Origin of the sequence: Providencia sp. PROV003 (assembly GCF_045040775.1) — a bacterium.
GTDB classification, from domain to species: domain Bacteria; phylum Pseudomonadota; class Gammaproteobacteria; order Enterobacterales; family Enterobacteriaceae; genus Providencia; species Providencia huashanensis.
This window is the reverse complement of record NZ_CP096369.1, coordinates 3,277,482-3,303,228: the sequence shown is the minus strand read 5'-3', so window position 1 is coordinate 3,303,228 and position 25,747 is coordinate 3,277,482. Positions and strand designations below refer to the sequence as shown.

Below are 25,747 nucleotides of genomic sequence, written 5' to 3'. Positions count from 1 at the left end.
GAAAAATGGCGGTGAGGGAGGGATTCGAACCCTCGATACGTTGCCGTATACACACTTTCCAGGCGTGCTCCTTCAGCCTCTCGGACACCTCACCGTTTTTCTAAATCTGTACTGCTATATCCGTTGTGGAGTAGGTAATAAAAACCTGCTCTGCAACGGGGCGCTACTATAGGGAAAATAGCGTCTTGCGTCAACTATCTATTTATTCTTTTTCCCACATTTATGGTTGTTTAGCTAAATAAAAATCAATTTGATTATTATCTAATCTTAATTGTTATATTTTAGGGTGACTGATATTTGTTATGTTAATTTTGAACTGCAAGAAGGGAGAGTGAAAACCGTTAGCTAGTTAACAAAATTCTTATAGAGTGAGCTGTATAAGGTTGATTAACTTGAAAAGAAAAGCCATTCGGCACACTCTGTTAGAAACCGAAGAGGAGTCGCCATGAATATTTTATTTTACCATCCATTTTTTGATTCAAAACAGTGGATTGAAGGCATGCGTGCTAGATTACCACAAGCTAATATTCGTCAATGGGAAAAAGGGGATAATCAAGCAGCTGATTATGCCATGGTTTGGTTACCCCCTTATGAGTGTTTAGCTGGGCGCAGTGATTTAAAAGGGATTTTTGCATTAGGTGCAGGTGTCGACGCTATTTTAAAACAGGAGCACGATAACCCTGGGACATTACCGGCTGGGGTGCCTGTTATGCGGTTAGAAGATACGGGGATGGCGATTCAAATGGAAGAATATGCCTGTGCGAAAGTCTTATCTTACTTCCGTCGTATGGATGAATACCGGCAGTTACAATCACAGCGCCAATGGAAACAATTGCCAGCGTATCAACATGACGAATTTGTTATTGGTGTGATGGGGGCTGGTGCTCTAGGGCAAGCGGTGGCTAAGCGCCTAGTTAGCTTTGGTTTCCACGTCAAAACATGGAGCCGCTCTGAAAAACACCTTGATAAAGTGAAGAGTTATTATGGCCATGACCAGCTTGCAAGCTTCCTTGCAGGAACTCGTGTGGTGATCAACCTATTACCAAGTACTCCTGAAACGGTTGGCATTCTCAACCAGCAATTATTTAGCCAGCTACAAAAAGGCGCATATGTGATTAACTTAGCACGTGGCGCACATTTAATTGAACAAGATTTACTCTCAGCGCTTGATTCAGGGCAAATTGCTGGTGCGGCGCTAGATGTGTTTGCTAGCGAGCCATTATCGCAAATGCACCCATTTTGGACACATCCACGGATTGCCATTACGCCACATGTCGCGGCGTTTACGCTACCTAATGAAGCGATGGATATGATTACCAGTAATATTCAGCGTATCGAAGCGGGTGAAGCCCCAGTTGGTGTTGTTGATATGCAGCGCGGTTATTAATTACTGTTCTGTTATTGCGAGTGGGGCGGTGTATACCAAGAGCCACTCGCTATTATCTTGTTTCTATTTATTCACCTGTCGAGGTTATTCCTCTTTTTCTTACCTAATATATTTCCTATTTTTTCGATATACTAAAAGATCATTGCGTTGGTCACGACGATGTGGCTATTGATTTGTAAAATAGGAAAATGTATATGAACGAATTTTCAATCGTTTGCCGTATTTTAGGCACACTATTTCAACGTAGCCCTGATGACAGCCTAGTTAAACCGCTGATTGACCTGATCGCACAAGATAAACTGAAAGCATCATGGCCATTAGAGCAAGATGAACTTTGGTCTCGTATGTCAACAGGGTTAGATGTCAAAGCCATTAGTGCGGATTATCATGCGTTATTTACGGGTGAAGTGCCGGCAGTATCAATGCTAGCGAATGATTACGACTCCGAAATCACTGAGGCAGAGGTCCGTGAGTTTTTAACGGTGAGAGGCATGTCTTTAACCGATGCACCAACAGACGCATTTGGGGCTTTATTACTGGCAGCATCGTGGTTGGAAGACCAAGCAGCGGAAGATGAAATAGCCGCACAAGAAGAGCTATTCGATAGTTATATCCTAAGTTGGTATGGTACTTTTTTAGGTAAAGTTGAAGCTCACGCCAAAACGGCATTTTATCGTACGCTGGCACAAATTACTCGTGACGCTGTTATTGCTTTACGTGATGAGTTGGATTCAGAAATAGAGTGATTGTGACAGGGTCACATCAGGAGAGGCCGGTTTTAGCCTAGTATTCTCATGCATTGATTAATATTTTTGATTGAACTAGAAAGGCAACAGATTTCTCTGTTGCCTTAAATGCGTTTCTCAATCGAAATAATTTATGGTGATAACTAATCAACTAATGGAATGACCAGTTTACCGGGTTTTATTTCTAAGCCTTTCGCTAATTTTTTAGCGGTTGCCTCAGCTGCACCGTTATCTGGGTTTAATACATAAACAGGCTGAGTTTCGAAAAATGTTTCAAGGGAGCTATTCAAATAAGGGATAACGGCTGACATTGCGGTGTCCATTTTTTCTGGCATCACCGTATATTGGCTAATATTTAATTCTTTTAGGTAAATAGAGCCTGTTTGTGCGTCAAAGTATGGGCGGGCGGTCAGCGTGAGGTTAATTTGCGCTTCCGCTTTACCAATCAGGGAGTCTAATTTAACGGTTGCATCCCCAGTTAGTGCTATCTTCCCCGGTTCACTGCGGCCAATTTCTGATTTTAAATTCGCCAGTTGAATATCCGCATCTGCAAAGCCGGTTACCCCAACCTTGTGGTCGTATTTTACTTTGTTCGCCAGATAGTTATTAATTTGTGATTCACTAATACTGAATTCAGATAATTGACTACAGCCAGTCAACAAAGTGAGAAAGCCAATCATTGTCGCCAATAAAAATTTTTTCATAATGACTCCTTTTACAATAATACTGCTAGTTTAGCGTATTACTGCCCACTCAACATGACTGTTTCTATTTTTTTACGATTAAATTGCTTGTGGAGTGCCCATAAAGTAATAAAGCCGATAATGCCTAATAAAAACCACGGTAGTTGCGGCATATTCCATTGATGGCCAATATCATACATCCAGCCGCCTCCGGTATAACCGACGGCTCCTCCTAATGCTAAGCCTAAGCGGCTAAACCCCATATAGCTGCCACGAGCACGAGGATCTGCGAGAGAAGCACTGAGAGTTTCTCTAGCGGGGTCAGCGGTAACGGTTCCAAGATAAAACAGGCAAATAAGTGCAAATAATGTATTGAGCGAAGTTGTCATTCCAATTGGGAACATGCTGATGCTCATCAAAAATAAACCGGCCATCAGGCGTTGTTCAAGGCGGAAATGTTTTTCACTCCAGCGCGCAATCGGGTAGAGCAATGTTAAAGATATCGCGGCTTCGATAGCGTACATCCATTTGACCGCGGTTGGTGTCCCTGCCAATTCATTAACAACGATAGGAAACATTAACATAACTTGCACAGATAACATGAAGTAACCCGCTAGAGTTACAACATAAGTGACAAAACGTTTATCTTTTAATACCCGAGCCATACCTTCTTTTATTGGGGTTCTAACGGTTGAAATGCGGTAAGCAGGTAATAACCAAGCGTTACAAATAGCCGCAATAACAAAGACAGCGGCTCCTACCCAGCAAACATAGTGGAAGTCGTATTGTAAAAGCCAGCTCCCAATTAAGGCACCAATTACTGCCCCAGCGCTGTCTTGCATTAACAGCAAAGAATAGAAGCGCCCACGTTCGTAAGGACGAGTTAATTTGATCACAAGCGCAGTTCTGGGTGGGTCAAACAGGGTGCCGCCAAGAGCTGAAAGTACACAGGATAGCCATAAAACCCACGGGTCATGGGCAACTGCCATGACGGCGAACCCGCTAGCACGCAACAGCATTCCAATTACAATCATGGGCTTGGCGCCAAAACGGTCAGCGATAGCTCCCCCAAAAATACCTAAACCTTGCTGTACAAATTGCCTAAGGCCTAAGGCAAAACCAACGATTACGGCTGCCCAACCTAGCTGGTCAACAAATCGAATTGAAATAAGGGGAAAAACGACAAAAAACCCGAGAACAACTAACATGTTGTCGAATAAAAGGAAATACTTACCAAGGCTTCTTGCCCGTGACACCTGCGCCATGACACACCATTAGAAAAATAGCCAAGAGGGATGGAACCTTAATGTTACTTGTCAATAATATCAGTATAATATGAGGCAATAGATGATATTTTTTTATCGTGGGTAAAGGTGGTTATTGATGATTTATTTTTATCGATAAATAGCCGCCATATTTTGCATCGCAGTGTTATTGGTTGCGTTAAACAAGTCTAGTCACATATTTATGTATGCTCCTAGGTCTTTAAATTACAATCTAGAACAGTTGTCAGGGTTTATTATTAATTAAGGGTTAACGATGTTTGGTTATCGTTCAAATGTACCTAAAGTACGTCTTATTACTGATAGAATGATTATTCGTTTGACTTATGAACGTGATAATTATCGACTTGCTGATTATTATAGTTTGAATAAAGATTTTTTGATGCCGTGGGAACCAACGCGGGATAATTCACATTATCAACCCGCAGGTTGGCAAAACCGGTTACAAGTGATGAATGAAATGCACCGTGAAGGAAGTGCTTATCATTTTCTTTTACTAGATAAAGAAGAAAATGAAGTGATGGGGGTTGCTAACTTTAGTAATATCCTACGAGGTTCATTTCATGCATGTTATTTAGGGTATTCCTTAGGTGAGAAATGGCAAGGTCATGGCTTGATGTATGAGGCATTAACGCAAGTGACGCGTTATATGCAAAAGCATCAAAAAATGCACCGTATTATGGCTAATTATATGCCTCATAATATGCGTAGTGGTAACCTTCTGGCGAGGTTGGGCTTTGAACGTGAAGGTTATGCAAGGCAGTACTTACAAATCAATGGTGAATGGCGAGATCATGTCTTGACGGCATTAACCGATGATGCGTGGGGACGCCATAAAGTTTAAATACCTAAACTCCTAATTTACTTTTCAATCGTAGTCAGTAGCAGCGGGCGCTGTTAAACTGATACGATTGTATTCTTTTAGTTTATCAATCATGAATTTATTAAAATCGCTAGCAGCTGTAAGCTCAATGACCATGATGTCCCGTGTGCTTGGGTTTATTCGTGATGCTATCATTGCTCGGGTTTTTGGCGCTGGGGCTGCAGCTGACGCCTTTTTTGTCGCGTTTAAATTACCAAATTTATTGCGTCGGATTTTTGCAGAAGGCGCGTTTTCTCAAGCTTTCGTTCCTATATTAGCTGAATATAAAAATCAGCAAGGCGAAGAGGCAACTCGTACATTTGTTGCTTATATTGCAGGGATGCTAACACTGGCACTGGCAATTGTGACGGTGGCTGGTATGGTGGCGGCACCTTGGATTATTTATGTAACTGCCCCAGGGTTTACCGATGATGCGGGTAAATTTGCCCTAACAACGGATTTACTTCGTGTCACTTTTCCGTATATCTTTTTGATTTCACTCGCCTCATTAGCGGGAGCAATCCTGAATACTTGGAACCGTTTTTCTGTTCCAGCCTTTGCCCCAACCTTGCTCAATGTCAGCATGATCATTTTTGCTGCTTTTGCTGCCCCTTATTTTGATCCACCGATTATGTCTCTTGCATGGGCAGTACTTGTGGGTGGGGTTTTACAGTTAGTCTATCAGCTACCTTATTTAAAAAAGGTTGGTATGTTAGTTCTGCCACGTCTTTCATTTCGAGATAGCGGCGTTTGGCGTGTAATGAAAATGATGGGGCCCGCTATTATTGGGGTATCTGTCGCGCAAATCTCATTAATTATTAATACTATTTTTGCTTCATTTTTGCAGTCAGGCTCGGTTTCTTGGATGTACTATGCAGACCGCCTGATGGAGTTACCGTCTGGTGTACTCGGGGTCGCCTTAGGGACTATTCTGCTGCCGTCGTTGGCGAAAAGTTTCACAAGCGGTAACCAGAATGAATATCGTCAGTTAATGGATTGGGGGTTGCGTCTTTGTCTACTATTGGCGCTACCTTGTGCTCTTGGGTTAGCAATATTATCTGAAGCGTTAACGGTTTCTCTTTTCCAATATGGCAATTTTACGGCTCATGATTCTTTGATGACACAATATGCTTTAGTGGCTTATTGTGTGGGTTTGACAGGGATGATTTTAGTAAAAATTTTAGCGCCGGGGTTTTATTCACGCCAAGATATTCGCACACCAGTTAAAATTGCTATCGTGACTTTAATATTAACTCAATTGATGAACTTGGCTTTTATTGGGCCACTCCAGCATGCTGGCTTAGCCTTGTCTATTGGCTTAGCAGCGTGCTTCAATGCCGGTGTTCTGTATTGGCAATTACGTAAACAAGATATTTTCCAACCTCTAGCTGGCTGGAAAGGTTTTCTATTTAAATTATTAGTTGCTTTAGTGGTAATGGGGCTTGTGTTATTTGGTGTATTGCACTTTATGCCATCATGGCAAGAAGGGAATATGCTAATGCGCATGCTACGTTTAATTATGGTGGTGGTTATTGGTGCGGCTAGTTATTTTATTGCCTTGTTCGCCCTCGGTTTTCGGCCACGTGATTTTATGAAACGCAGTATCGCTTAAGCTGTATATCGGACTAATGTTGAAAGGCCCAATCAATGTATTGGGCTTTTTTGTTGTTTTTTTCGCGAGCCTTATCATTTGTTTTTATGATGAGGTTGGTAATTCCATCAATGAAATCTAGAAAAGTGACAAAGAGTTTAGTCTCTAAGCATAAAAAAACAGCCCACATAGTGGGCTGTTTTTTGGGCTTGATAGCTACAATTACATTCTTTCAACGGTTTCTATACCAAGTGTATCTAAACCAGTTTTCAGTGTTTTTTGTGTTAATGCTGCAAGTTTCAGGCGGCTTTGACGTTGATTTTCATTTTCCGCTGACAGAATAGGGCAATGCTCGTAGAAACTTGAGAATAACCCAGCCAATTCGTATAAATAGGCACACATAACATGAGGAGTTCCTTCCCTTGCTACTGTCAGGATGGTTTCTTCAAACTGTAATAACCGTGTTGCTAGTGCAATTTCACGTGGATCTTGTAATGAAATCGGTAAAGTGAGGTCAGTGTGGCTTAAGTTAGCCTTTTTGAAGATAGAGGCCACACGCGTATAAGCATATTGCATGTAAGGAGCTGTATTTCCTTCGAAGGCTAGCATGTTATCCCAATCAAAAATGTAATCTGTGGTTCTATTTTTTGACAGGTCAGCATACTTAACCGCACCAATGCCCACAACATTTGCAACATTGACCAGCTCGTCCTCTGGCATTTCAGGGTTTTTCTCGCGGATCAGGTTTTGTGCGCGTTCAATAGCCTCATCAAGTAAGTCAGATAAACGTACCGTTCCGCCTGTGCGAGTCTTAAATGGTTTACCATCTTTACCCAACATCATACCAAACATATGGTGTTCCAAAGACATGGATTCAGGGATGTAACCGGCTTTGCGCACGATAGTCCATGCTTGCATTAAATGTTGATGTTGGCGTGAGTCAATATAATACAGCGAACGGTCAGCATGTAGGGTTTCATAGCGGTATTTGGCACAAGCAATATCTGTGGTGGTGTATAAGAAGCCGCCGTCTTTCTTCTGAACTATTACCCCCATAGGCTCGCCTTCCTTGTTTTTAAACTCGTCAAGAAAGACAACCGTCGCACCTTCGCTTTCAACCGCAAGGCCTTTTGCTTTTAAGTCCGCGACAATATTAGGTAACATGCTGTTATATAAGCTTTCACCCATCACGTCATCTTCAGTTAATGTGACGTTTAAACGGCGGTAAGTTTGTTGATTTTGTTGCATGGTGATATCAACCAATTTACGCCACATTTGGCGGCAGTATTCATCACCTGACTGAAGTTTTACTACGTAGCCACGGGCACGCACGGCAAACTCTTCATCTTCGTCGTAATGCTTTTTCGCTTCACGGTAAAACGCTTCGAGGTCAGCAAGGGCCATATCACTTGCATCTTCGTTTTGTACTTTTTCAAGGTAGGCAATTAACATACCAAATTGCGTACCCCAATCACCTACGTGGTTGGCACGGATCACTTTATGACCAAGATATTCTTGAGTACGCGCGGCAGCGTCACCAATGATAGTTGAACGTAAATGACCAACGTGCATTTGTTTTGCAACATTTGGTGCGGAGTAGTCAATAACAATCGTTTCAGGTTTAACGGGTGCGATGCCTAACCGTTGTGAAGTTAAAGCGTCTTCGATATGTTTCTCTATCCAAGTCGGTTCAAGGAAAATATTAATAAACCCAGGACCTGCAATTTCGATTTTGCTTGCAACCCCGTCCAAATCAAGGTGATTAACAACCTGCTCAGCAAGTTGTCTCGGAGCCATCCCCATTTTTTTAGCAGCGCCCATTACCCCGTTGGCTTGATAATCGCCAAACTGAGCCTTCGCGGACTGACGTACCAGCGCGTCACTGCCTTCTGGAGCACCTGCTGCTAGCATTGCAGCACCAATTTTATCTGAAAGAATCGCCTGAATATTCACCGAAATACCTTAAATTACGAACATAGTTACCGCATTGTGCCATCACATGCGCAGAACTAAAAGGTGGAAGAGAAAAATCGGCAGGTTTTATACCACATTTTAGGGCTCTCATGCTACAGTCTGCGCCATTGTTTAGGGGATTAGTTTTATTGAAAGGGGCTTTTGGCGTCATGAAATTGAGTGAAGTTTCACAATTACAAGATTTATGGGACGATTTACCTGTATTTAGGGATAAATTACAGCAGATGGCTGAGGAATTAAATTTATCCTTGTCATCATATCTTATTGACCATATCTCAGTACGTTGCCATCAGATTAACACCGCAGAACGTTGGCACCAAGGTTTAATGCAGTGCGCGCAACTGGTGTCAGATAACCTTATCAATGGCCGCCCAATACGTTTATATGAGCTAGCAGAGCCGATTAGTATTGCACAGCAGGATGTTTATATTATTGAGCTTCCATTCCCTAAAGATAAAATCTACCCAAAAGAAAGCTGGGAACATATTGAGATGGTCATTGATGTTGAGCCTTCACAATTAGAAATGGCAGCACGTGCTCTACTGCCAGACCCGCTACCTTATGGCTACAGGATCAAAGTAAGTCAACCCAAAGGCCAGCAAGAAAGGTTGCCTAATCCAACATTAGCAGTGTCAAATGGTGAGATAACGGTTAAATACCATCCATTTTCGCTAAAAAAGATAATTGAAAGTGAAAAATAAGTGATACAAGTAACGTTATTGATCAATAGTCCCCGTTAACTTTTCGGGGTGTGATATCCATCCGATAACATTCACTGATTAATGGCATTATTAATTCAAGTGTTAACGTTTAACATTATAACCCTACTGTTATTGTAGGGTATTTAAAGCATTAGCTTTATTGCCACTTTTTGGAGGTCATCATGGCAAAACTGGAAATTTGCTGTTTCGGGATCGAATGTGCCCAAGTGGCGCAAGAATATGGTGCGGATCGTATCGAATTGTGCTCTGGCGCCGCAGATGGTGGGCTGACACCAAGTTATGGTTATCTGAAATTAGCAAGGGAAAAACTTTATATTCCAGTTCATCCTATTATTCGTCCTCGGGGTGGTGATTTTTGTTATAACGTTAGTGAGTTTGATGTTATTTGTGAAGATTTAGTCATGATTAAAGAAATGGGGTTTCCTGGGGCAGTCGTGGGAGTCCTTGATACAGAGGGACGTATTGACATTAACCGAATGCAGGTACTAATGGAAATAGCACAGGGAATGAATATCACATTCCACCGCGCATTTGATATGTGTATCAACCCAATGCTTGGACTAGAACAGTTAAAAGAGCTAGGTGTTGCACGGATATTAACTTCTGGCCAACAACAAGGTGCAGAATTGGGCTTACCTCTCCTGAAAGAACTGCATGAAAAAAGCCGCCAGATGGATGGGCCGAAAATCATGGCCGGGGCTGGCGTTCGTTTAGCTAATTTAAGTAAGTTTATCGAAATAGGTTTGACCGAAGTTCATAGCTCAGCGGGTAAAACCGTCCCTTCAACGATGAATTATCGTAAAGTCGGTGTCACAATGGCATCAAATAGTGAAAGTGATGAATTTACTCATTATTGTGTTGATGGGCCAACGGTAGAAGCGATGAAAGACTTTATTTCTATTACAGAAAAAGCCTCTGCGTAGCTGATAATTTAAGGCATTCAACAATACGGTATTTAGGTGTTGTGTATAAGATAAGGAAAATCAATGAATTGGTTTTCCTTATTGCTTTTGCGCTTTTTAGCAGTTAATTCATTAATAAATACCGCTTAATACCGTAAATAATATGATTTATTTGCTATTAATGGTGTGATTATCGGTTGTGTTGATGCATATCAATTAACCATGTTTTTTATATGGCTACTATTTAATTACTATAAAAATACGATGTAATTCAATTTATAATAATAAAAGGTAGCAATGTAATGATTAACAATATCAGAAAAAAAGCGCTGAGTAGGCGGCAATTTATTCAAGCCTCTGCATCAGTCGCGACCACAACGGCCATTGTCAGTTCCATCACTTTACCTTTCTCTGCTCAAGCAACACCACCAGTTACCATTCAACCTGATGAAATCAATGAAACGATTAAATACAGCGCATGTTTAGTGAATTGTGGGAGCAGGTGCCCGTTAAAAGTGCATGTGAAGGATGATGTAATTACCCGAATCTCCAATGAGACTATGTATGATGACTCGCAATTTGGTTTACATCAAATACGCCCATGCTTAAGAGGGCGCTCTGTTCGTTGGAAAACCTACAACCCAGATAGACTGAAGTACCCGCTATTACGTACAGGAAAGCGCGGAGAAGGGAAATTTAAACGTATCACTTGGGATGAAGCAACAACAATAGTGGCACAAAAACTACGTTCTACTATTGATACTTATGGTAATGAAGCTATTTATTACCAATATGGTTCAGGCTCGACAGGAGCAAATTTACAAGGGCGTAATGCTTGTAAGCGCCTATTAAGCCAACTGGGTGGGTTCCTTGACCAACATGGTACCTATTCAACCGCGCAAATAAACGGTGTTATTCCCTATGTTTATGGGAAATTAGACGACTCACTGTTGTCTGAAATTGCGAATAGCGATTTAGTGGTGATGTTCGGTCATAATATTGCAGAAACACGCATGTCAGGTGGTGGGCAATTTTATGAAACCCTCCATGCATTAGAAAAAAGCAAAGCTAAAGTGATTATTATTGACCCACGCCGGACAGATAGTGTGACAACACTTGGCGCTGAGTGGATACCTATTTACCCCGGGACAGATGGGGCTTTGGTTGCTGCAATCATCCATACTTTAATTAAAGAACAGCTAACTGATGAGGCATTCTTAGCCCAATACTGTGTTGGTTGGGATAGCCAAACATTGCCTGAGTCTGCGCCAAAAAATGGCTCTTATAAAGATTATATTTTAGGCAAAGGTGATGATGGCATAGAAAAGACACCTGAATGGGCGAGCCGAATTACTGGCGTTTCAGCTACCCGTATTGTTCAACTAGCTCGTGAATTAGGGAATGCTAAAGCAGCGTGGATCTCTCAAGGTTGGGGGCTGCAAAGAACAGCGTCAGGCGAGCAGGCTTCTCGCGCAGTGATGATGCTGCCCATTGTTACGGGCCATATTGGCCGTCCTGGTACCAACGCTGGAGGATGGGGCGGTAATGTTGCTTATTCAGTGCCAGGGTTTGCTATTCCTAACCCAGTCAAGACTAAAATCCCTTGTTTTATGTGGACGGATGCCATTGCCCGTGGAACGGAGATGACAGCAACAAATTCGACGCTTATCGGTAAAGAGCGCCTCGAAACAAATGTAAAATTCTTATGGCATTACGCAAGCAATGTTACTGGCAATCAACACTCTGATTTAAATAAAACTCACAACATTTTGACGGATGAGTCTTTGTGTGAATTTATCCTTGTTTGGGACACACATATGACGCCATCGACAAAATATGCAGATTTGATCTTACCTGATGTCACGAGCGTAGAGTCTAATGACCTGATCAATAATTCCTATGCAAGTGGTGCATATCATTATGCAATTCGCCTGCAAAACGCGATTACGCCATTATGGGAGTGCCGCCAATCTTATGATGTACTGGCTGATATTGCGCAAAAACTAGGTATTAAAGAGCAATTTACCGAAGGGCGTACCCATGAGCAGTGGATTGAGTACTGCTACAATCAAATGCGCGAGAAAAACCCGCATTTACCGACATTTGAAGAAACAAATGATATGGGGATTGTCGATAGAAAACTGGCGAATAGTGCGGACTATATTGCATTAAAATCATTCCGTGACTCACCAGAAACGGCTCCTCTACCGACACCATCAGGGAAAATTGAGATCTATTCAGAACGGTTAGCGAAGATAGCGAAAGAGTGGGAATACCCGTCAGACCAACGCATTCCAGCAGTACCTGAATATTGCGTAAATACAGAAGGTGTTGAAAACAAACAAGCTAAACAAAAATATCCGCTACAAATGACCGGCTACCATGATAAGGGCCATGCGCATTCGTCTTATTTTAATATTGCAATATTGCGAGAAGCGGTACCCCATCAATATTGGATTAACCCAATCGATGCTTCTGCTAGAGGGATCAAGGATGGTGATAATACCGAAATATTTAATGACCGCGGGCGAATGTATATCAAAGCTAAAGTCACTGAGCGTGTTTTACCGGGGGTTATTGCTGTTCCACAAGGTGCTTGGCGTGAAGTGAATGATGAGGGTGTTGATATTGGTGGATGTATTAATACATTAACCACCCAACAGCCATCGGCCTTAGTGAAGGGTAACCCTCAACATACTAACTTAGTTGACGTAAAACGTGCATAAGGAGTGATTGATGAAACAGTATGGTTTTTATTTTGACTCAACGAAATGCACGGGATGTAAAACTTGTCAGGTCAGTTGTAAAGATGAAAAAGATCTCGATTTAGGGCCTAAATTTCGTCGAGTCTATGAGTTCGGTGGTGGAAGTTGGCAGCAGCAAGATGGCATTTGGCAACAAAATGTCTATAGCTATTACTTATCCATTTCGTGTAACCATTGTTCTAACCCGACTTGTGTTGAAGGGTGCCCAACGGGAGCCATGCATAAGCGAGAACAGGATGGCTTAGTTGTCGTCGACCAAAGTGTTTGTGTTGGCTGTCGCTACTGCGAATTACGTTGTCCTTATGGTGCGCCACAGTACGATGAAAAGAAACATCTGATGAGCAAATGCGATGGTTGCTACGAACGAGTTGAAAAGGGGATGAAACCTGTGTGTGTGGAGTCTTGCCCTCAGCGAGCATTAGATTTTGACGATATCAATATACTTCGTGAACGTCACGGTAATATAAGTGGTATTGCACCTATGCCAAATCCTAATCTAACCAACCCTAATATTGTGATTAAACCGCATAAAGACGCGAAGCCTTATGGTGATACGAGCGGTAAATTACAAAACCCGGCGGAGGTATAACATGCACGAACTTCCTCTTGTATTTTTTACCGTATTGGGTCAGTCAGCAGCGGGTCTATATTTACTTGCTTATTTAAGTAAAAAGATAGGGATGGTTGATGAGTACCAATTGCGTAACGCCAATATAGTAGCTTTTATTACGATGATAATTGCGTTAGCTTTGGGGGCACTGCATGTGGGGCAACCTTTGCGCTTCTTTAATATGCTATTAGGCGTTGGCCGCTCACCAATGAGTAATGAAGCTTTATTGAGTGGTATTTTTGTCGCTTTTGGGGCTGCAACTTTACTGTTTACTTTATTTATTAAAAATAAAGCATTAAGTGAATTATGTAACATCGGCACGGTGATTTTTGGTTTGGCATTTGTATGGTCAATTCCACAAGTTTATAACATTGCCACAGTTGCTAATTGGTTTACTGTCTTCACAACCTTACAAATGTGGATGACGTTGCTAGTCGGTGGAGGGGCATTAGCCATTCTATTGGGTGCTCAGCGGTTAGGGGCTTTGGCCTTCCTTATTGGGGCAGTTATTATTTTTGCTACAAGAGCCGCTTATGTGTCATTTTTGGGTGAAACAGGGCCTGAAATTAGTGCGGAACAAGCGGGTTTTTGGAGCTTCCAACTGGTTGTTCTCGCATTGATGCTGTTTGTTTTCCCAGCACTTTTATACCGGGGACGGAATTCGACGGCGCTACTGGGTATTTGTGCAATAGCCGTGATCTTAGCAGAGTTGTCGGGTCGAATTGCTTTTTATAATTTATGGCAAATAACAATGTAACTTTCTGATAAATAACCATTAAAATAAACGCCTATGGGAAACTTCCCCTAGGCGTTTTTAGTTTTAAGGTTTGCGAGCAACTAAGATAGCGCGTAACGGTGCAGGATAACCTTCAATGGTTTTAGTTTGGTCATTAGGGTCTAAAAACTCCGCTAATGAATCTGTTCTCATCCATTGTGTGCGGCGCTGTTCTTCCAAAGATGTCACCGCTTGGTCAACAATACGTACATCCACAAAACCACATTTCTCTAACCAAACTTTGAGCATTTTAGCTGAAGGAATAAAGTACACATTGCGCATTTGAGCATAGCGATCACCCGGGATTAGACATTGGAACTCATCACCTTCAATGACAAGGCTTTCAAGGACCAATTCACCTTCGTTAACTAACTGATTTTTCAGTTGCCATAAGTGATCAAGTGGTGAACGACGGTGATATAGTACACCCATTGAAAATACGGTATCAAACGCGTTAAGTGCAGGGAGTTGCTCTATCCCTAGAGGTAATAAATGGGCACGTTGGTCATCCCCTAATAGTTTTCTGACTGCTTCGAACTGGCATAAAAACAGCTCTGTTGGGTCAATGCCGACGACAAATTTAGCTTGTTGTCCTAACATGCGCCACATGTGATAACCGCTTCCACAACCGACATCTAACACATAGCGGTCTTTTAACGACGAAATATGAGGCAAAACGCGATCCCATTTCCAATCAGAACGCCATTCGGTATCAATATTGACGCCATACAGTGAAAATGGCCCCTTTCGCCAAGGCATTAATTGCTCAAGGATATTATTTAAACGTCGAGTCTCACCGGATGTCAGTTCGGGCTCACGTGTGGCAGTGACACTGTTGAGTAAATCTAAATGTGTTGGTGTCATGACAGGTAAGTTATCTAACATTTTTTCCCATGAGGAAAAACCGCCATGTAAACCTTGCTTTTTCCATTCAGTAATTTGCGCTGGAAGGGTTTCAAGCCAATGACTTAAAGGGCCAACAGCGATTTGTTGGTAAAAACGACCAAAATCAATCATACTCAAGCCTCTTTAAGTGCTAGAAGTGAACCGAAATTAAAGCACTGGAACCAAACCTCACAGTGAGTAAAACCTGCATTTTTTAGGCGTTCTTTATGAGCTTCAACAGAATCTGTCAGCATCACATTTTCTAGCATGCTGCGTTTTTGGCTAATTTCTAGCTCACTGTAGCCATTTGCACGTTTAAAATCGTGGTGCATATTGAACAATAATTCACCGATTTTTTGATCCTCAAAATTAAATTTTTCAGAAAGTACTAAGATACCACCTGGTTGTAACCCCTGATAAATTTTATTCAGTAATAACTGGCGGTCATTCGGATTGAGGAATTGTAAGGTAAAATTGAGCACAACCATTGAGGCATTTTCGATATTGATATCTCGAATATCGCCTTCAATAACCTCAACCGGTGTATCTGCACGGTAAGCATCAATATGACGACGGCATCGCTCGACCATTGCAGGTGAATTATCGACTGCGATGATTTGGCTATTTTCGACGGTAATGTTGCGTCTTATAGATAAAGTGGCAGCACCTAGCGAACACCCTAAGTCATAGACTCGGCTGTGTGGCTTAACAAAACGACCAGCAAGCATGCCAATCATGGTAATAATATTTGAATACCCCGGTACTGAACGCTGGATCATATCGGGAAAAACTTCGGCAACTTTTTCATCGAATTGCCAATCACCAAGGTTAGCAATAGGTGCAGAAAAAAGGCTGTCTTTTTGGGTTGGGTCCTGACTTGACATAAGTTCTGTATTAATCAAAAACAAAAGTAGTGGGGGATTGTATCAGAAAGGCTGCTTTCTGAAAATCTATCCATATACCATGGAATAATGCGGCGGCACGTGAGTAAGTGCCGTATAGACGATAAAAATTAAAGATTAAACGAAACGATTTGTATCCATGGCAAATAATAAGTGTTTGCCATAACCATCAATGCCATAGCAAGGTAGGTTGCTACCATACCTGAACGGCGATATGTATAGTCATGGTTTTTTAAGCCATAGGAATGAAGTAAGCGACCCGCAATTAAGATAAGACCACAAACGTGGATCATCCAAACTTGTGCGCCGTTCATCTCCATAAAAAGTAACAAAATAAGGGAGATAGGGATATATTCGATGGCATTGCCATGAACACGGATTGCAGTTTGTAATTCATAAAAACCGCCATCACCATAAGCTATACGATATTGATTACGCAGCTTCACAACATTTAAAGATAATCTAAGTAGCAGTAAGGCACCTAGTACAGCGTACAAAGAGCTGACCATTTTTTACTCCACCATAAAACGAATCAAACTATGAAAACACCTAAAAATATAAGTTATAGTAATGTGTATTAACGATATTTTGTAAATTGTAATTCTTAAAAAGCCATAGGACAAATAAAATCACAACTTTTTTGGGTAATCATTCAATCTTATTTGATTAAACCATCTTGTTTTAATCGTTGTAAAATATGTACTGCTGTTGTGGAACAGCGTGATAAATCATGGCTATCAAACCAAGCGAGTTCAGCAATTTCAGCTGCAGGCTGCGGTTTGCCGTTATATTCGGCAAAATAACAACGAATACGGACTTGAGTGCCATCTTGCTTGCCATCCGCTAACCCAATGAATTCACCGTAAAAACGAATAGAGCTAGTGTCCAGTTTTAGTGTGAGTTCTTCATCAATTTCACGGCATAATGCTTGTTCATCCGTTTCACCAAGCTCTCTTTTGCCGCCAGGGATATAAAACAGCTGTTTGTTATGGGAGCGAACCATGGCAATTTTGCTTTGTGATAAGGCGATTAACCCCAGCTTATCAATAATTTTATCAGTCACAATGTCGTCACTCTTTTATTTTTTGATAATAAAAATTTGAAGTTTACACTGAGTAAAATCATTAAGCAGGGTAGAAACCCTAGCTTAATGATTAAACATTATTTTTTTTCAATGATTTTGACAAGTTCATAGCGAATGCTTGGGGCATCTGCTGGTGGGTTTGGCACATCAAACTGTTTCACTTGTAGGGTATAAGTGAAACCGGGTTGGTATTCAAAGCCTTGAATTGAATTATAAAATAATTGCCAGTCATCATTAGGGTTTTCTTTTACTTTCATACATTTCATTGGAGCAACGCCGACACAGTCAGCGAGTGAAGAATCGACATAAAATGTTTTGGTATTATCAGTATCTGCGGGTTTCACAGTTTGGCATCCTACAAGTAGCATAATTATGGATGAGGCAAGTAACATTTTTTTCATATGCAATCCTTAAACAGCAGATGATGATTAATTGAGCATTGATACAGTTTTCGATTATAGCAAACTGAAAAAGGTAACGATTCCTAAATAGAAAATTTTGTCACTAAAAATGGTGTTGCTGAATGACGATAGGTAATGAAATCAACAAAAGGTTGTTTTTTTATTCAATATTCCCTTGAACAGATAAAATAAACCTTTGTAGTAATATGTACATGGTGCTCATAGTCACTTAAAATCGAACAGATCATCGTGTGCTGTCTGCATGCCTAGTGATTTAATTTTAATGTTATTTATTGGTGGCATTAAAATTGATGAAAATATGATTAAAAACAAAATGGTTTACGCGATAAGTTAGATCCGTAACTATTTGTCTGACAGAATTTCCTGTATAATGTCTGCCTTTTTGACATTCTGAATTTTCAGCTCAATGTTCAGCAAAATGCCAAATTCCCGCAGCAAGCAAATGCACAACAAGCTGAGTAAAAGGATATTGTATGCGTACTAATTATTGTGGGCAGTTAAACATTGCTCATGAAGGCCAAAAGGTCACCCTTTGTGGATGGGTAAACCGCCGTCGTGACTTAGGTGGTTTGATTTTTATCGATATGCGTGACCGTGAAGGTATCGTACAAGTTTTTTTCGATCCGGATCGCAAAGACATATTTGAAAAAGCGTCAGAGCTGCGTAATGAGTTCTGTATCCAAATCACAGGGACAGTACGCGCGCGCCCAGATAGCCAAAAAAATAAAGATATGGCAACTGGGGAAATTGAAATCTTTGCTGAAGAGCTTGATGTTTTTAACCGCTCTGAGCCGCTACCATTAGATAGCAATCAAACGAATACAGAAGAGCGTCGTTTAAAATACCGTTATTTGGATTTACGCCGCCCTGAAATGTCTGAGCGTTTGCGTACCCGTGCAAAAATTACCAGTTTTGTGCGTAATTTTATGGATAAAGAAGGGTTTTTAGATGTAGAAACCCCAATGTTAACCAAAGCGACCCCTGAAGGCGCTCGTGACTATTTAGTCCCAAGCCGTGTACATAAAGGTAAATTCTACGCGCTGCCACAATCACCTCAACTGTTCAAACAGTTACTGATGATGTCTGGCTTTGACCGTTATTATCAAATCGTAAAATGTTTCCGTGATGAAGACTTACGTGCAGATCGTCAACCTGAATTTACCCAAATCGACGTCGAAACCTCATTTATGACCGCTGAGCAAGTGCGTGAAATCATGGAACGCATGATCCGTAACTTATGGTTAGAGGTAAAAGGGGTTGATTTAGGCAACTTCCCAATCATGACTTTTGCGGAAGCAATGCGCCGTTATGGTTCTGATAAGCCAGACCTGCGAAACCCAATGGAGCTGGTGGATGTTGCTGACATCGTTAAAGATGTTGAGTTTGCGGTATTTTCAGGTCCAGCAAACGATCCTAAAGGCCGAGTGGCTGCATTAAAAGTCCCTGGTGGTGCCGCAATGACACGTAAACAGATTGACGAATATGGTCAATTTGTAGGTATCTACGGCGCGAAAGGTTTGGCGTGGATGAAAGTCAATGAGCGTGCAAAAGGCCTTGAAGGTATTCAAAGCCCAGTGGCTAAATTCCTGAGCGAAGAGGTTATTAACCAATTGCTTGAGCGCACAGGTGCCGCTGATGGTGATATCATTCTATTTGGTGCTGGCGCGAAAAATATTGTCACAGATTCAATGGGCGCGTTGCGTTTGAAAGTTGGTCGCGACTTTGAAATCACCAACTTAAATAGCTGGCAACCGCTGTGGGTGATTGACTTCCCAATGTTTGAAGAAGATGGTGAAGGTGGTTTAACTGCTATGCACCACCCATTCACGTCACCGAAAGACTTCACTCCAGAAGATCTCGCTAACAAGCCAGAAGAAGCAGTTGCCAATGCTTATGATATGGTAATTAATGGTTATGAAGTGGGTGGCGGTTCTGTTCGTATTCACCGTAATGAGATGCAACAAACTGTATTTAGTATTTTAGGTATTAATGAAGAAGATCAGCGAGAGAAGTTTGGTTTCTTATTAGATGCATTAAAATATGGTACGCCACCACATGCAGGTCTTGCATTTGGTCTTGACCGTTTAGTGATGTTGCTAACTGGGACTGATAACATCCGTGATGTTATTGCGTTTCCAAAAACAACGGCGGCAGCATGTTTAATGACAAATGCACCAAGCTATGCGAACCCAGAGGCTTTAACTGAGTTAGCCATTGCCGTCGTTGCAAAAGACCTAGAAGTAAAAAATGAAGAGTGATAACGCCGAATGAAAATCTATAAGCGCCCAGAATCGGTATTAGTCATTATCGTGGCTAAAAATAGTGGTCGGGTGCTTATGTTAAGGCGTAACGATGATCCAGACTTTTGGCAGTCAGTAACGGGAAGTCTGGAATCTAACGAAACGCCGTTTGAAACGGCGTGTCGTGAAATTAAAGAAGAAACAGGTTTTGACGTCGAACAAAATCCGCCACAAGACTTATTTCATAGTATCATTTTTGAAATTTTCGCGCATTTCAGGCATCGTTATGCACCAGATGTATCACATTGCAAAGAGCACTGGTTTAAACTAGTTCTCGATGAAGAACAAATGCCATTACTGACTGAACATACTGATTTTCGTTGGTTGACGCCGCAAGAAGCCGCCAAATTAACCAAATCATGGAGTAACAGTCAGGCTATTTTAGAATTTGCTATTTAATTTATTGTATTGACGTTTTTGGAGATATTTCATGGCAGGTCATAGTAAATGGGCCAATACCAAGCACCGTAAAGCAGCCCAGGATGCGAAACGCGGTAAGATTTTTACAAAAATTATCCGTGAATTAGTTACAGCAGCCCGTTTAGGTGGTGGTGATCCCGCAACTAACCCACGTTTACGTGCAGCTGTAGATAAAGCGTTATCAAATAACATGACTCGTGACACCTTAAACCGTGCAATTGCACGTGGTGTGGGTAATGATGATAACGATAATATGGAAACAATCATTTATGAAGGTTATGGCCCTGGTGGAACAGCGGTTATGGTTGAATGTTTAAGCGATAACCGTAATCGTACCGTTTCTGAAGTGCGTCATGCTTTCACTAAAACCGGTGGTAACTTAGGGACGGATGGCTCTGTAGCCTATCTGTTTACTAAACGTGGTGTGATCACTTATGCACCGGGTGTTGATGAAGACGCCTTGATGGAAGCGGCATTAGAAGCGGGTGCCGATGACGTAGAAACTTACGATGATGGTGCGATGGATGTGTATACGACGCCAGAAACTTTCGGTGAAGTAAAAGACGCACTTGATGCCGCGGGTTTTACTAGCGAAGCCGCTGAAGTTTCAATGATCCCATCAACAAAAGCGGAGTTGGATGCAGAAACAGCGCCAAAACTGTTACGACTCATTGATATGTTAGAAGATTCTGACGATGTTCAGGAAGTTTATCACAACGGTGATATTTCTGACGAAGTTGCAGCGACACTGTAAAAAGTGAGGTGTTTTATTACACTCGCTACAATTTAAGACATATCCGCGTAGAGAAAGCGGGCTGTTGCAGCCTGTTTTCTCTAACGCCTTCCATGATATCCCTTCTTTTATTCGCTATACTTTTCAATACTGATAACTTAATTTATTTTTACATATATGCTTGGCTAATATTATGATGTTCAAATAGCTATTTAATTGAAATTGATAGTATTATGCAGCTAACCAGAACAATAAATTATGATGTAATTAATATAAAGAGGCATAAATAGATTTTATATGGCGATTATATTAGGGATTGATCCCGGTTCAAGAGTCACCGGTTACGGTGTTATTCGCCAACAAGGCAGGCAACTGCTGTATTTGGGTAGTGGTTGTATTCGGACTCAAGTTGATGATTTACCAAGTCGTCTGCAACGAATTTACGCGGGTGTCTCGGAAATTATCACTCAATACCAACCTGATATATTATCAATTGAACAAGTTTTTATGGCAAAAAATGCGGATTCAGCTTTAAAACTTGGTCAGGCGAGGGGAGTTGCTATTGTTGCTGCAGCCAATGCAAATATCCCTGTGTTCGAATATGCGGCACGGCAAGTAAAGCAGACCGTTGTCGGTACAGGTGCTGCTGAAAAAAGCCAAGTACAGCATATGGTTAAGTCTATACTCAAGTTGTCAGCGAACCCTCAGTCTGATGCGGCTGATGCTTTGGCAATTGCGATCACCCATTGCCATTTTAATCAAAATTTACTGAAAGTTGGAGACCCACGACTGGTGTTAACGCGCGGGCGATTGAGGTAGTTTACTGCTCTTCAAGTAACTTTTTAATAATAAATAGCTTCTCAGCTGGATATGCATCCAGCATTTTTTATGGTATAAACAGCAGTATTAATAATAGCAGGCTAAATTGGTCGAATTTTAGACGATAACAGAGGGGCTCAATGTGATTGGTCGTTTACGTGGCATTGTATTAGAAAAACAACCACCAATAGTATTATTAGAGTTGCAAGGGGTTGGCTATGAAGTCCATATGCCAATGACGTGCTTCTATGAACTACCAGATATTGGCCAAGAAGCTATTGTTTTTACTCACTTTGTAGTTCGTGAAGATGCCCAATTATTGTACGGTTTTAATGATAAGCAAGAAAGAGCGCTATTTAAGGAATTAATTAAAGTCAATGGTGTTGGTCCAAAATTGGCTCTGGCGATTTTATCGGGTATGTCCGCCCAACAATTTGTTTCAGCAATAGAACAAGAAGCAATTGCATCACTAGTGAAACTTCCCGGTATTGGTAAAAAAACCGCAGAACGCTTAGTGGTTGAAATGAAAGACCGCTTTAAAGGCCTTAATGGGGATCTGTTTAATCAAACAAGTGATATCAATCTTCCTAATGTTAACAGTAAACAGCCAAGCACTGCGGATATTGAAGCTGAGGCAGCGGCAGCCTTGATTGCTTTAGGTTATAAACCGCAAGAGGCCAGCCGCATGGTCAGCAAAGTAGCTAAACCTGGTAGTGATTCAGAAACATTGATCCGTGATGCCTTACGTGCAGCACTCTGATTGAGAGACTATTAATATGATTGAAGCTGATCGCCTAATTACCGCTGAAGTGTTGCAGTCAGATGAAGAAGCTATTGACCGTGCGATCAGGCCTAAGCTGTTGAATGAATACATTGGTCAGCCACAAGTTAAAAACCAAATGGAAATTTTTATTCAAGCAGCCAAAATGCGGGGGGACGCACTCGATCATTTATTAATATTTGGGCCACCAGGGCTGGGTAAAACAACGCTTGCAGGGATTGTCGCAAATGAATTAGGAGTGAATTTACGTACCACATCAGGTCCGGTCTTAGAAAAAGCAGGCGATCTTGCTGCTATGTTGACTAATCTTGAACCCCATGATGTGTTATTTATTGATGAAATTCATCGGCTTTCGCCTGTTGTTGAGGAAATTCTCTATCCTGCCATGGAAGATTACCAATTAGATATCATGATTGGTGAAGGCCCAGCTGCACGTTCAATCAAAATTGATTTACCACCTTTCACTCTAATTGGGGCAACTACACGTGCTGGGTCATTAACTTCTCCGTTAAGGGATCGCTTCGGTATTGTGCAACGCTTAGAGTTTTATCAAGTGGACGACTTACAGCATATTGTTAAAAGAAGTGCACAATACATGGGGTTAGATATCACCGAAGGTGGTGCTCATCAGGTAGCCATGCGCTCAAGGGGGACTCCACGCATAACAAACCGTTTGTTACGTCGTGTACGGGATTTCGCACAGGTTAAAGGTGATGGGTCTATTGATGAACAGATTGCTAACCAAGCACTAGACATGCTAAATGTTGATGCCGCAGGGTTTGATTATTTGGACCGTAAATTATTAGTCGCAATTATTGATAAATTTATGGGGGGGCCGGTTGGCGTGGATAACCTTGCCGCAGCTATTGGTGAAGAACGCGAAACAATAGAAGATGTACTGGAACCTTATTTGATCCAACAAGGCTTTATCCAGCGTACACCTCGAGGTCGCATGGCAACAACACATGCCTACAATCACTTTGGTTTGTCTCCGAAAGAGGTTTAATTACTTTTTTCACGGTTGGGGAAAGCTAAATAACAGGTAGTTTGCAAGCTTGATATACGGTTGTAAATAACGACAAAGGCATAAACGGGCATGTTCACAGAGTATCAATATTCTGTTTAAACTTAAATTATTCGTTATATTATTAATAATTTATGCCTTATTCAATTCTACGACCTTGGCAAGTAGCAAGGTCTTAGTAGTCACTTTTTTATTACTATAATATTGTATCGTATTATATAACCTTGCTGTCTTATATCTGAAGTTAATATAGGCTAAACTTAATTATTATTTTAAATAATAATTGCCCTATAAAAATACGACTCTTTATTCTTTTTGATGAATGCTGAAAGTAAGCCCACTAGGGTAGAGGTAGCTTTTATTTAATCTTACTCAAATTAGTTAGCCACTCTATACAAAAAAATAAAAGAAAAGTAATAAACAAAGGAAAGGTAATAAATAAGAGGGTAAGCTCATAACAAAGTGCCCTAGTTAAAAAAGACTAGGGCATATGCATATTTTGATAATGAATTAATTCTTTGCTTTAACTAATAAGCTAAATATAAATAAGACCGCTGAAATTAACACCACAGACGGGCCTGCTGGCGTGTCGTAAAAAGCGGAAAAGGTGAGCCCCCCAGTAACTGAAAGCATACCAATGATAATTGCTATAAATGCCATTTGCTCAGGGGTGTGGGCAAATCGACGGGCTGTAGCTGCGGGTATAATTAATAAGGAGGTAATAATTAGCGCACCAACAAATTTCATTGCGATACCAATAGTTAATGCAGTAACTAACATAAGCAATAAACGTAAGCGTTGGATATTAATACCATCCACAAATGCTAATTCAGGGCTGACAGTAATAGATAAAAGTGCCCGCCAACGATAAAAAAGCAACCCACAAACGACAATAACACCAACCAGTATTATGGTAATATCTTCGTAACTTACAGAGAGTAGGTCGCCGAATAAATAGGCCATTAGGTCTACACGGACATTTGCCATTAAACTAACAACGACTAAACCTAATGACAGTGAGCTATGAGCCATAATACCAAGCAAGGTATCAACAGCAAGTTGAGGGCGTTTTTCTAACCATACCAGTATTAAAGCTAATAACAAAGTTACGGCAATAATCGCATAAAATGGGTTTATGTTTAAAAGCAACCCAAAGGCGACACCTAATAAAGAGGCATGGGCCAACGTATCGCCAAAATAAGACATTCGGCGCCATACAACAAAAGAACCAAGAGGGCCAGCCGCAATAGCAAGTAGCATGCCTGCAATCCAACCAGGTAATAACAATTCAATCATGTTTACAGTCCTTGTTATGCTGATGCCCTGAAATAATATTACCTTCTAAATCGTGTTGGTGATTATGTTGATGACGGTATACCCCTAATTGTTGTGCACCTCGGTAGCCGAACATGGCAACAAATTCAGGGTGATTTGAAACTACATCCGGAGCGCCTGAACAACAAATATGCCCATTGATACATAGCACTTTATCCGTTTTAGCCATAACCAAATGCAAATCATGGGAAACCATTAATACCGCGCAACCGAGCTCAGTTCTTAATTGGTTAATTAAGTCATATAGCGCAACTTGCCCTGTAATATCGACACCTTGCGCAGGTTCATCAAGAACCAGTAGGTCAGGTTTATTCAGTAATGCGCGAGCGAGCAAAACTCGTTGGGTTTCACCACCTGATAATTTTTGCATTGGTTGGTCAAGTAAATGTGCTGCTTTAACCCGTTCCAGTGCAGGCAGTAAATGTTCTTTGCGTGCACCGAGTTTTAATAACATAAAGCGCTTAACAGTAAGAGGAAGGGTTGTGTCCAAATGAAGTTTTTGTGGAACATAGCCAATGGCAAGGGAAGAGTCGCGTGTTACGGTACCCGATGTCGGGGCCAGTAACCCTAACACGACACGTACAATTGTCGATTTCCCCGCCCCATTAGGGCCTAAAAGCGTGACGATATCCCCTTTATTTAGCTCAAAGGAGACGTTTTCGAGAACTTGTCTTTCGCCAAATGAAACAGAAATCTTATTTAAAGTGAGTAATGGTTGCATATGAAAAACATCTTGCAGAAT

General features: G+C 41.3%; 25 protein-coding genes and 1 tRNA gene. 15 read left to right on the top strand and 11 right to left on the bottom strand.

All coding sequences use genetic code 11. From position 1 onward, the window contains the following. Positions 1-6: 6 nt before the first annotated feature. Positions 7-94 (bottom strand) — tRNA-Ser (locus M1F14_RS15130). Between the two features lie 351 nt (positions 95-445). Between M1F14_RS15130 and ghrA the strand changes: the two genes are divergently transcribed. Together ghrA and M1F14_RS15120 are read left to right on the top strand one after the other, a co-directional pair. After that, positions 446-1,387 (top strand): glyoxylate/hydroxypyruvate reductase GhrA, encoded by a 942-nt coding sequence (ghrA, locus tag M1F14_RS15125; protein WP_042843920.1) that lies wholly within the window; start codon positions 446-448, stop codon positions 1,385-1,387. 194 nt (positions 1,388-1,581) lie between these two features. Continuing rightward, positions 1,582-2,133: a molecular chaperone gene (locus M1F14_RS15120; RefSeq protein ID WP_042843919.1), complete on the top strand. Its 552-nt coding sequence runs from the start codon at positions 1,582-1,584 to the stop codon at positions 2,131-2,133. 143 nt (positions 2,134-2,276) lie between these two features. Here M1F14_RS15120 and M1F14_RS15115 read toward each other — a convergent pair whose 3' ends face one another. Then, complete coding sequence (locus M1F14_RS15115) at positions 2,277-2,837, bottom strand: lipoprotein (RefSeq protein WP_042843917.1); 561 nt, start codon at positions 2,835-2,837, stop codon at positions 2,277-2,279. Between the two features lie 38 nt (positions 2,838-2,875). Then, positions 2,876-4,081 carry a multidrug efflux MFS transporter MdtH gene (gene mdtH, locus M1F14_RS15110; protein ID WP_042843916.1) on the bottom strand — a complete coding sequence of 402 codons (1,206 nt, stop codon included), beginning with the start codon at positions 4,079-4,081 and terminating at the stop codon, positions 2,876-2,878. A 274-nt stretch (positions 4,082-4,355) separates the two neighbouring features. Between mdtH and rimJ the strand changes: the two genes are divergently transcribed. Together rimJ and murJ are read left to right on the top strand one after the other, a co-directional pair. Then, positions 4,356-4,943: a ribosomal protein S5-alanine N-acetyltransferase gene (gene rimJ / locus M1F14_RS15105; protein WP_181469254.1), complete on the top strand. Its 588-nt coding sequence runs from the start codon at positions 4,356-4,358 to the stop codon at positions 4,941-4,943. 91 nt (positions 4,944-5,034) lie between these two features. Beyond that, entirely contained in the window at positions 5,035-6,573 is a 1,539-nt protein-coding gene (murJ, locus tag M1F14_RS15100) for a murein biosynthesis integral membrane protein MurJ (protein ID WP_042843914.1), read from the top strand. Between the two features lie 201 nt (positions 6,574-6,774). On the opposite strand, the gene argS is transcribed toward murJ, so the two are convergent. Further along, positions 6,775-8,505 (bottom strand): arginine--tRNA ligase, encoded by a 1,731-nt coding sequence (argS, locus tag M1F14_RS15095; protein WP_042843913.1) that lies wholly within the window; start codon positions 8,503-8,505, stop codon positions 6,775-6,777. A gap of 170 nt (positions 8,506-8,675) precedes the next feature. Here argS and M1F14_RS15090 point away from each other — a divergent pair, with 170 nt between their 5' ends. From M1F14_RS15090 to M1F14_RS15070, 5 genes are all read left to right on the top strand, one after another. Further along, positions 8,676-9,227: a VOC family protein gene (locus tag M1F14_RS15090; RefSeq protein ID WP_042844350.1), complete on the top strand. Its 552-nt coding sequence runs from the start codon at positions 8,676-8,678 to the stop codon at positions 9,225-9,227. A gap of 182 nt (positions 9,228-9,409) precedes the next feature. Beyond that, the gene (cutC, locus tag M1F14_RS15085; protein WP_042843912.1) at positions 9,410-10,171 is read left to right on the top strand and encodes a copper homeostasis protein CutC; all 762 of its coding nucleotides are present in this window, start codon (positions 9,410-9,412) and stop codon (positions 10,169-10,171) included. A 281-nt stretch (positions 10,172-10,452) separates the two neighbouring features. Continuing rightward, the gene (locus tag M1F14_RS15080) at positions 10,453-12,876 is read left to right on the top strand and encodes a DMSO/selenate family reductase complex A subunit (RefSeq protein ID WP_042843911.1); all 2,424 of its coding nucleotides are present in this window, start codon (positions 10,453-10,455) and stop codon (positions 12,874-12,876) included. Between the two features lie 10 nt (positions 12,877-12,886). Next, on the top strand, positions 12,887-13,504 hold the full coding sequence (locus tag M1F14_RS15075; protein ID WP_042843910.1) for a DMSO/selenate family reductase complex B subunit: 618 nt from the start codon (positions 12,887-12,889) through the stop codon (positions 13,502-13,504). Between the two features lies 1 nt (position 13,505). Beyond that, entirely contained in the window at positions 13,506-14,282 is a 777-nt protein-coding gene (locus tag M1F14_RS15070; protein WP_129465872.1) for a DmsC/YnfH family molybdoenzyme membrane anchor subunit, read from the top strand. Positions 14,283-14,345: 63 nt separating this feature from the next. Here the strand turns inward: M1F14_RS15070 and cmoB are convergent, their stop codons facing one another. From cmoB to M1F14_RS15045, 5 genes are all read right to left on the bottom strand, one after another. Beyond that, positions 14,346-15,317 carry a tRNA 5-methoxyuridine(34)/uridine 5-oxyacetic acid(34) synthase CmoB gene (gene cmoB, locus M1F14_RS15065; protein WP_042843908.1) on the bottom strand — a complete coding sequence of 324 codons (972 nt, stop codon included), beginning with the start codon at positions 15,315-15,317 and terminating at the stop codon, positions 14,346-14,348. A 2-nt stretch (positions 15,318-15,319) separates the two neighbouring features. Then, a complete protein-coding gene (gene cmoA / locus M1F14_RS15060) occupies positions 15,320-16,069 on the bottom strand; it encodes a carboxy-S-adenosyl-L-methionine synthase CmoA (protein WP_042843907.1) in 750 nt (249 codons plus the stop codon). 128 nt (positions 16,070-16,197) lie between these two features. Next, the gene (locus M1F14_RS15055) at positions 16,198-16,596 is read right to left on the bottom strand and encodes an MAPEG family protein (protein WP_042843906.1); all 399 of its coding nucleotides are present in this window, start codon (positions 16,594-16,596) and stop codon (positions 16,198-16,200) included. Positions 16,597-16,745: 149 nt separating this feature from the next. Then, on the bottom strand, positions 16,746-17,150 hold the full coding sequence (locus M1F14_RS15050; RefSeq protein ID WP_042843905.1) for an NUDIX domain-containing protein: 405 nt from the start codon (positions 17,148-17,150) through the stop codon (positions 16,746-16,748). Positions 17,151-17,248: 98 nt separating this feature from the next. Further along, the gene (locus tag M1F14_RS15045) at positions 17,249-17,572 is read right to left on the bottom strand and encodes a DUF4377 domain-containing protein (RefSeq protein WP_042843903.1); all 324 of its coding nucleotides are present in this window, start codon (positions 17,570-17,572) and stop codon (positions 17,249-17,251) included. A 494-nt stretch (positions 17,573-18,066) separates the two neighbouring features. On the opposite strand from M1F14_RS15045, the gene aspS reads away from it, so the two are divergent. The 6 genes from aspS to ruvB all read left to right on the top strand — a co-directional run bounded on the left by aspS (position 18,067) and on the right by ruvB (position 23,652). Then, complete coding sequence (aspS, locus tag M1F14_RS15040) at positions 18,067-19,851, top strand: aspartate--tRNA ligase (RefSeq protein WP_042843902.1); 1,785 nt, start codon at positions 18,067-18,069, stop codon at positions 19,849-19,851. 9 nt (positions 19,852-19,860) lie between these two features. Further along, positions 19,861-20,292: a dihydroneopterin triphosphate diphosphatase gene (nudB, locus tag M1F14_RS15035; protein WP_042843901.1), complete on the top strand. Its 432-nt coding sequence runs from the start codon at positions 19,861-19,863 to the stop codon at positions 20,290-20,292. Between the two features lie 31 nt (positions 20,293-20,323). After that, positions 20,324-21,067, top strand: a complete 744-nt coding sequence (locus tag M1F14_RS15030; RefSeq protein WP_042843899.1) for a YebC/PmpR family DNA-binding transcriptional regulator — start codon at positions 20,324-20,326, stop codon at positions 21,065-21,067. 276 nt (positions 21,068-21,343) lie between these two features. Continuing rightward, positions 21,344-21,865 (top strand): crossover junction endodeoxyribonuclease RuvC, encoded by a 522-nt coding sequence (gene ruvC / locus M1F14_RS15025; protein WP_042843898.1) that lies wholly within the window; start codon positions 21,344-21,346, stop codon positions 21,863-21,865. A 142-nt stretch (positions 21,866-22,007) separates the two neighbouring features. Next, complete coding sequence (gene ruvA / locus M1F14_RS15020) at positions 22,008-22,625, top strand: Holliday junction branch migration protein RuvA (protein ID WP_042843897.1); 618 nt, start codon at positions 22,008-22,010, stop codon at positions 22,623-22,625. Between the two features lie 16 nt (positions 22,626-22,641). Beyond that, the gene (ruvB, locus tag M1F14_RS15015) at positions 22,642-23,652 is read left to right on the top strand and encodes a Holliday junction branch migration DNA helicase RuvB (protein WP_042843896.1); all 1,011 of its coding nucleotides are present in this window, start codon (positions 22,642-22,644) and stop codon (positions 23,650-23,652) included. Positions 23,653-24,180: 528 nt separating this feature from the next. Here the strand turns inward: ruvB and znuB are convergent. Together znuB and znuC are read right to left on the bottom strand one after the other, a co-directional pair. Next, on the bottom strand, positions 24,181-24,966 hold the full coding sequence (gene znuB / locus M1F14_RS15010) for a zinc ABC transporter permease subunit ZnuB (RefSeq protein WP_042843895.1): 786 nt from the start codon (positions 24,964-24,966) through the stop codon (positions 24,181-24,183). Next, entirely contained in the window at positions 24,959-25,726 is a 768-nt protein-coding gene (znuC, locus tag M1F14_RS15005; protein WP_042843893.1) for a zinc ABC transporter ATP-binding protein ZnuC, read from the bottom strand. Before znuC ends, znuB begins: the two co-directional genes overlap by 8 nt. Between the last annotated feature and the right edge of the window lie 21 nt (positions 25,727-25,747).

Excerpts from the sequence above, each read along its gene's own strand:
- M1F14_RS15090 (WP_042844350.1), top strand. The coding sequence starts at position 8,676 with ATGAAATTGAGTGAAGTTTCACAATTACAAGATTTATGGGACGATTTA.
- ruvB (WP_042843896.1), top strand. The coding sequence starts at position 22,642 with ATGATTGAAGCTGATCGCCTAATTACCGCTGAAGTGTTGCAGTCAGAT.
- mdtH (WP_042843916.1), bottom strand. The coding sequence starts at position 4,081 with ATGGCGCAGGTGTCACGGGCAAGAAGCCTTGGTAAGTATTTCCTTTTA.
- rimJ (WP_181469254.1), top strand. The coding sequence starts at position 4,356 with ATGTTTGGTTATCGTTCAAATGTACCTAAAGTACGTCTTATTACTGAT.
- cutC (WP_042843912.1), top strand. The coding sequence starts at position 9,410 with ATGGCAAAACTGGAAATTTGCTGTTTCGGGATCGAATGTGCCCAAGTG.
- murJ (WP_042843914.1), top strand. The coding sequence starts at position 5,035 with ATGAATTTATTAAAATCGCTAGCAGCTGTAAGCTCAATGACCATGATG.
- M1F14_RS15120 (WP_042843919.1), top strand. The coding sequence starts at position 1,582 with ATGAACGAATTTTCAATCGTTTGCCGTATTTTAGGCACACTATTTCAA.
- znuB (WP_042843895.1), bottom strand. The coding sequence starts at position 24,966 with ATGATTGAATTGTTATTACCTGGTTGGATTGCAGGCATGCTACTTGCT.
- cmoA (WP_042843907.1), bottom strand. The coding sequence starts at position 16,069 with ATGTCAAGTCAGGACCCAACCCAAAAAGACAGCCTTTTTTCTGCACCT.
- znuC (WP_042843893.1), bottom strand. The coding sequence starts at position 25,726 with ATGCAACCATTACTCACTTTAAATAAGATTTCTGTTTCATTTGGCGAA.
- M1F14_RS15030 (WP_042843899.1), top strand. The coding sequence starts at position 20,324 with ATGGCAGGTCATAGTAAATGGGCCAATACCAAGCACCGTAAAGCAGCC.
- ghrA (WP_042843920.1), top strand. The coding sequence starts at position 446 with ATGAATATTTTATTTTACCATCCATTTTTTGATTCAAAACAGTGGATT.
- M1F14_RS15070 (WP_129465872.1), top strand. The coding sequence starts at position 13,506 with ATGCACGAACTTCCTCTTGTATTTTTTACCGTATTGGGTCAGTCAGCA.
- M1F14_RS15115 (WP_042843917.1), bottom strand. The coding sequence starts at position 2,837 with ATGAAAAAATTTTTATTGGCGACAATGATTGGCTTTCTCACTTTGTTG.
- ruvC (WP_042843898.1), top strand. The coding sequence starts at position 21,344 with ATGGCGATTATATTAGGGATTGATCCCGGTTCAAGAGTCACCGGTTAC.
- M1F14_RS15075 (WP_042843910.1), top strand. The coding sequence starts at position 12,887 with ATGAAACAGTATGGTTTTTATTTTGACTCAACGAAATGCACGGGATGT.
- cmoB (WP_042843908.1), bottom strand. The coding sequence starts at position 15,317 with ATGATTGATTTTGGTCGTTTTTACCAACAAATCGCTGTTGGCCCTTTA.
- M1F14_RS15080 (WP_042843911.1), top strand. The coding sequence starts at position 10,453 with ATGATTAACAATATCAGAAAAAAAGCGCTGAGTAGGCGGCAATTTATT.
- M1F14_RS15055 (WP_042843906.1), bottom strand. The coding sequence starts at position 16,596 with ATGGTCAGCTCTTTGTACGCTGTACTAGGTGCCTTACTGCTACTTAGA.
- nudB (WP_042843901.1), top strand. The coding sequence starts at position 19,861 with ATGAAAATCTATAAGCGCCCAGAATCGGTATTAGTCATTATCGTGGCT.
- M1F14_RS15045 (WP_042843903.1), bottom strand. The coding sequence starts at position 17,572 with ATGAAAAAAATGTTACTTGCCTCATCCATAATTATGCTACTTGTAGGA.
- aspS (WP_042843902.1), top strand. The coding sequence starts at position 18,067 with ATGCGTACTAATTATTGTGGGCAGTTAAACATTGCTCATGAAGGCCAA.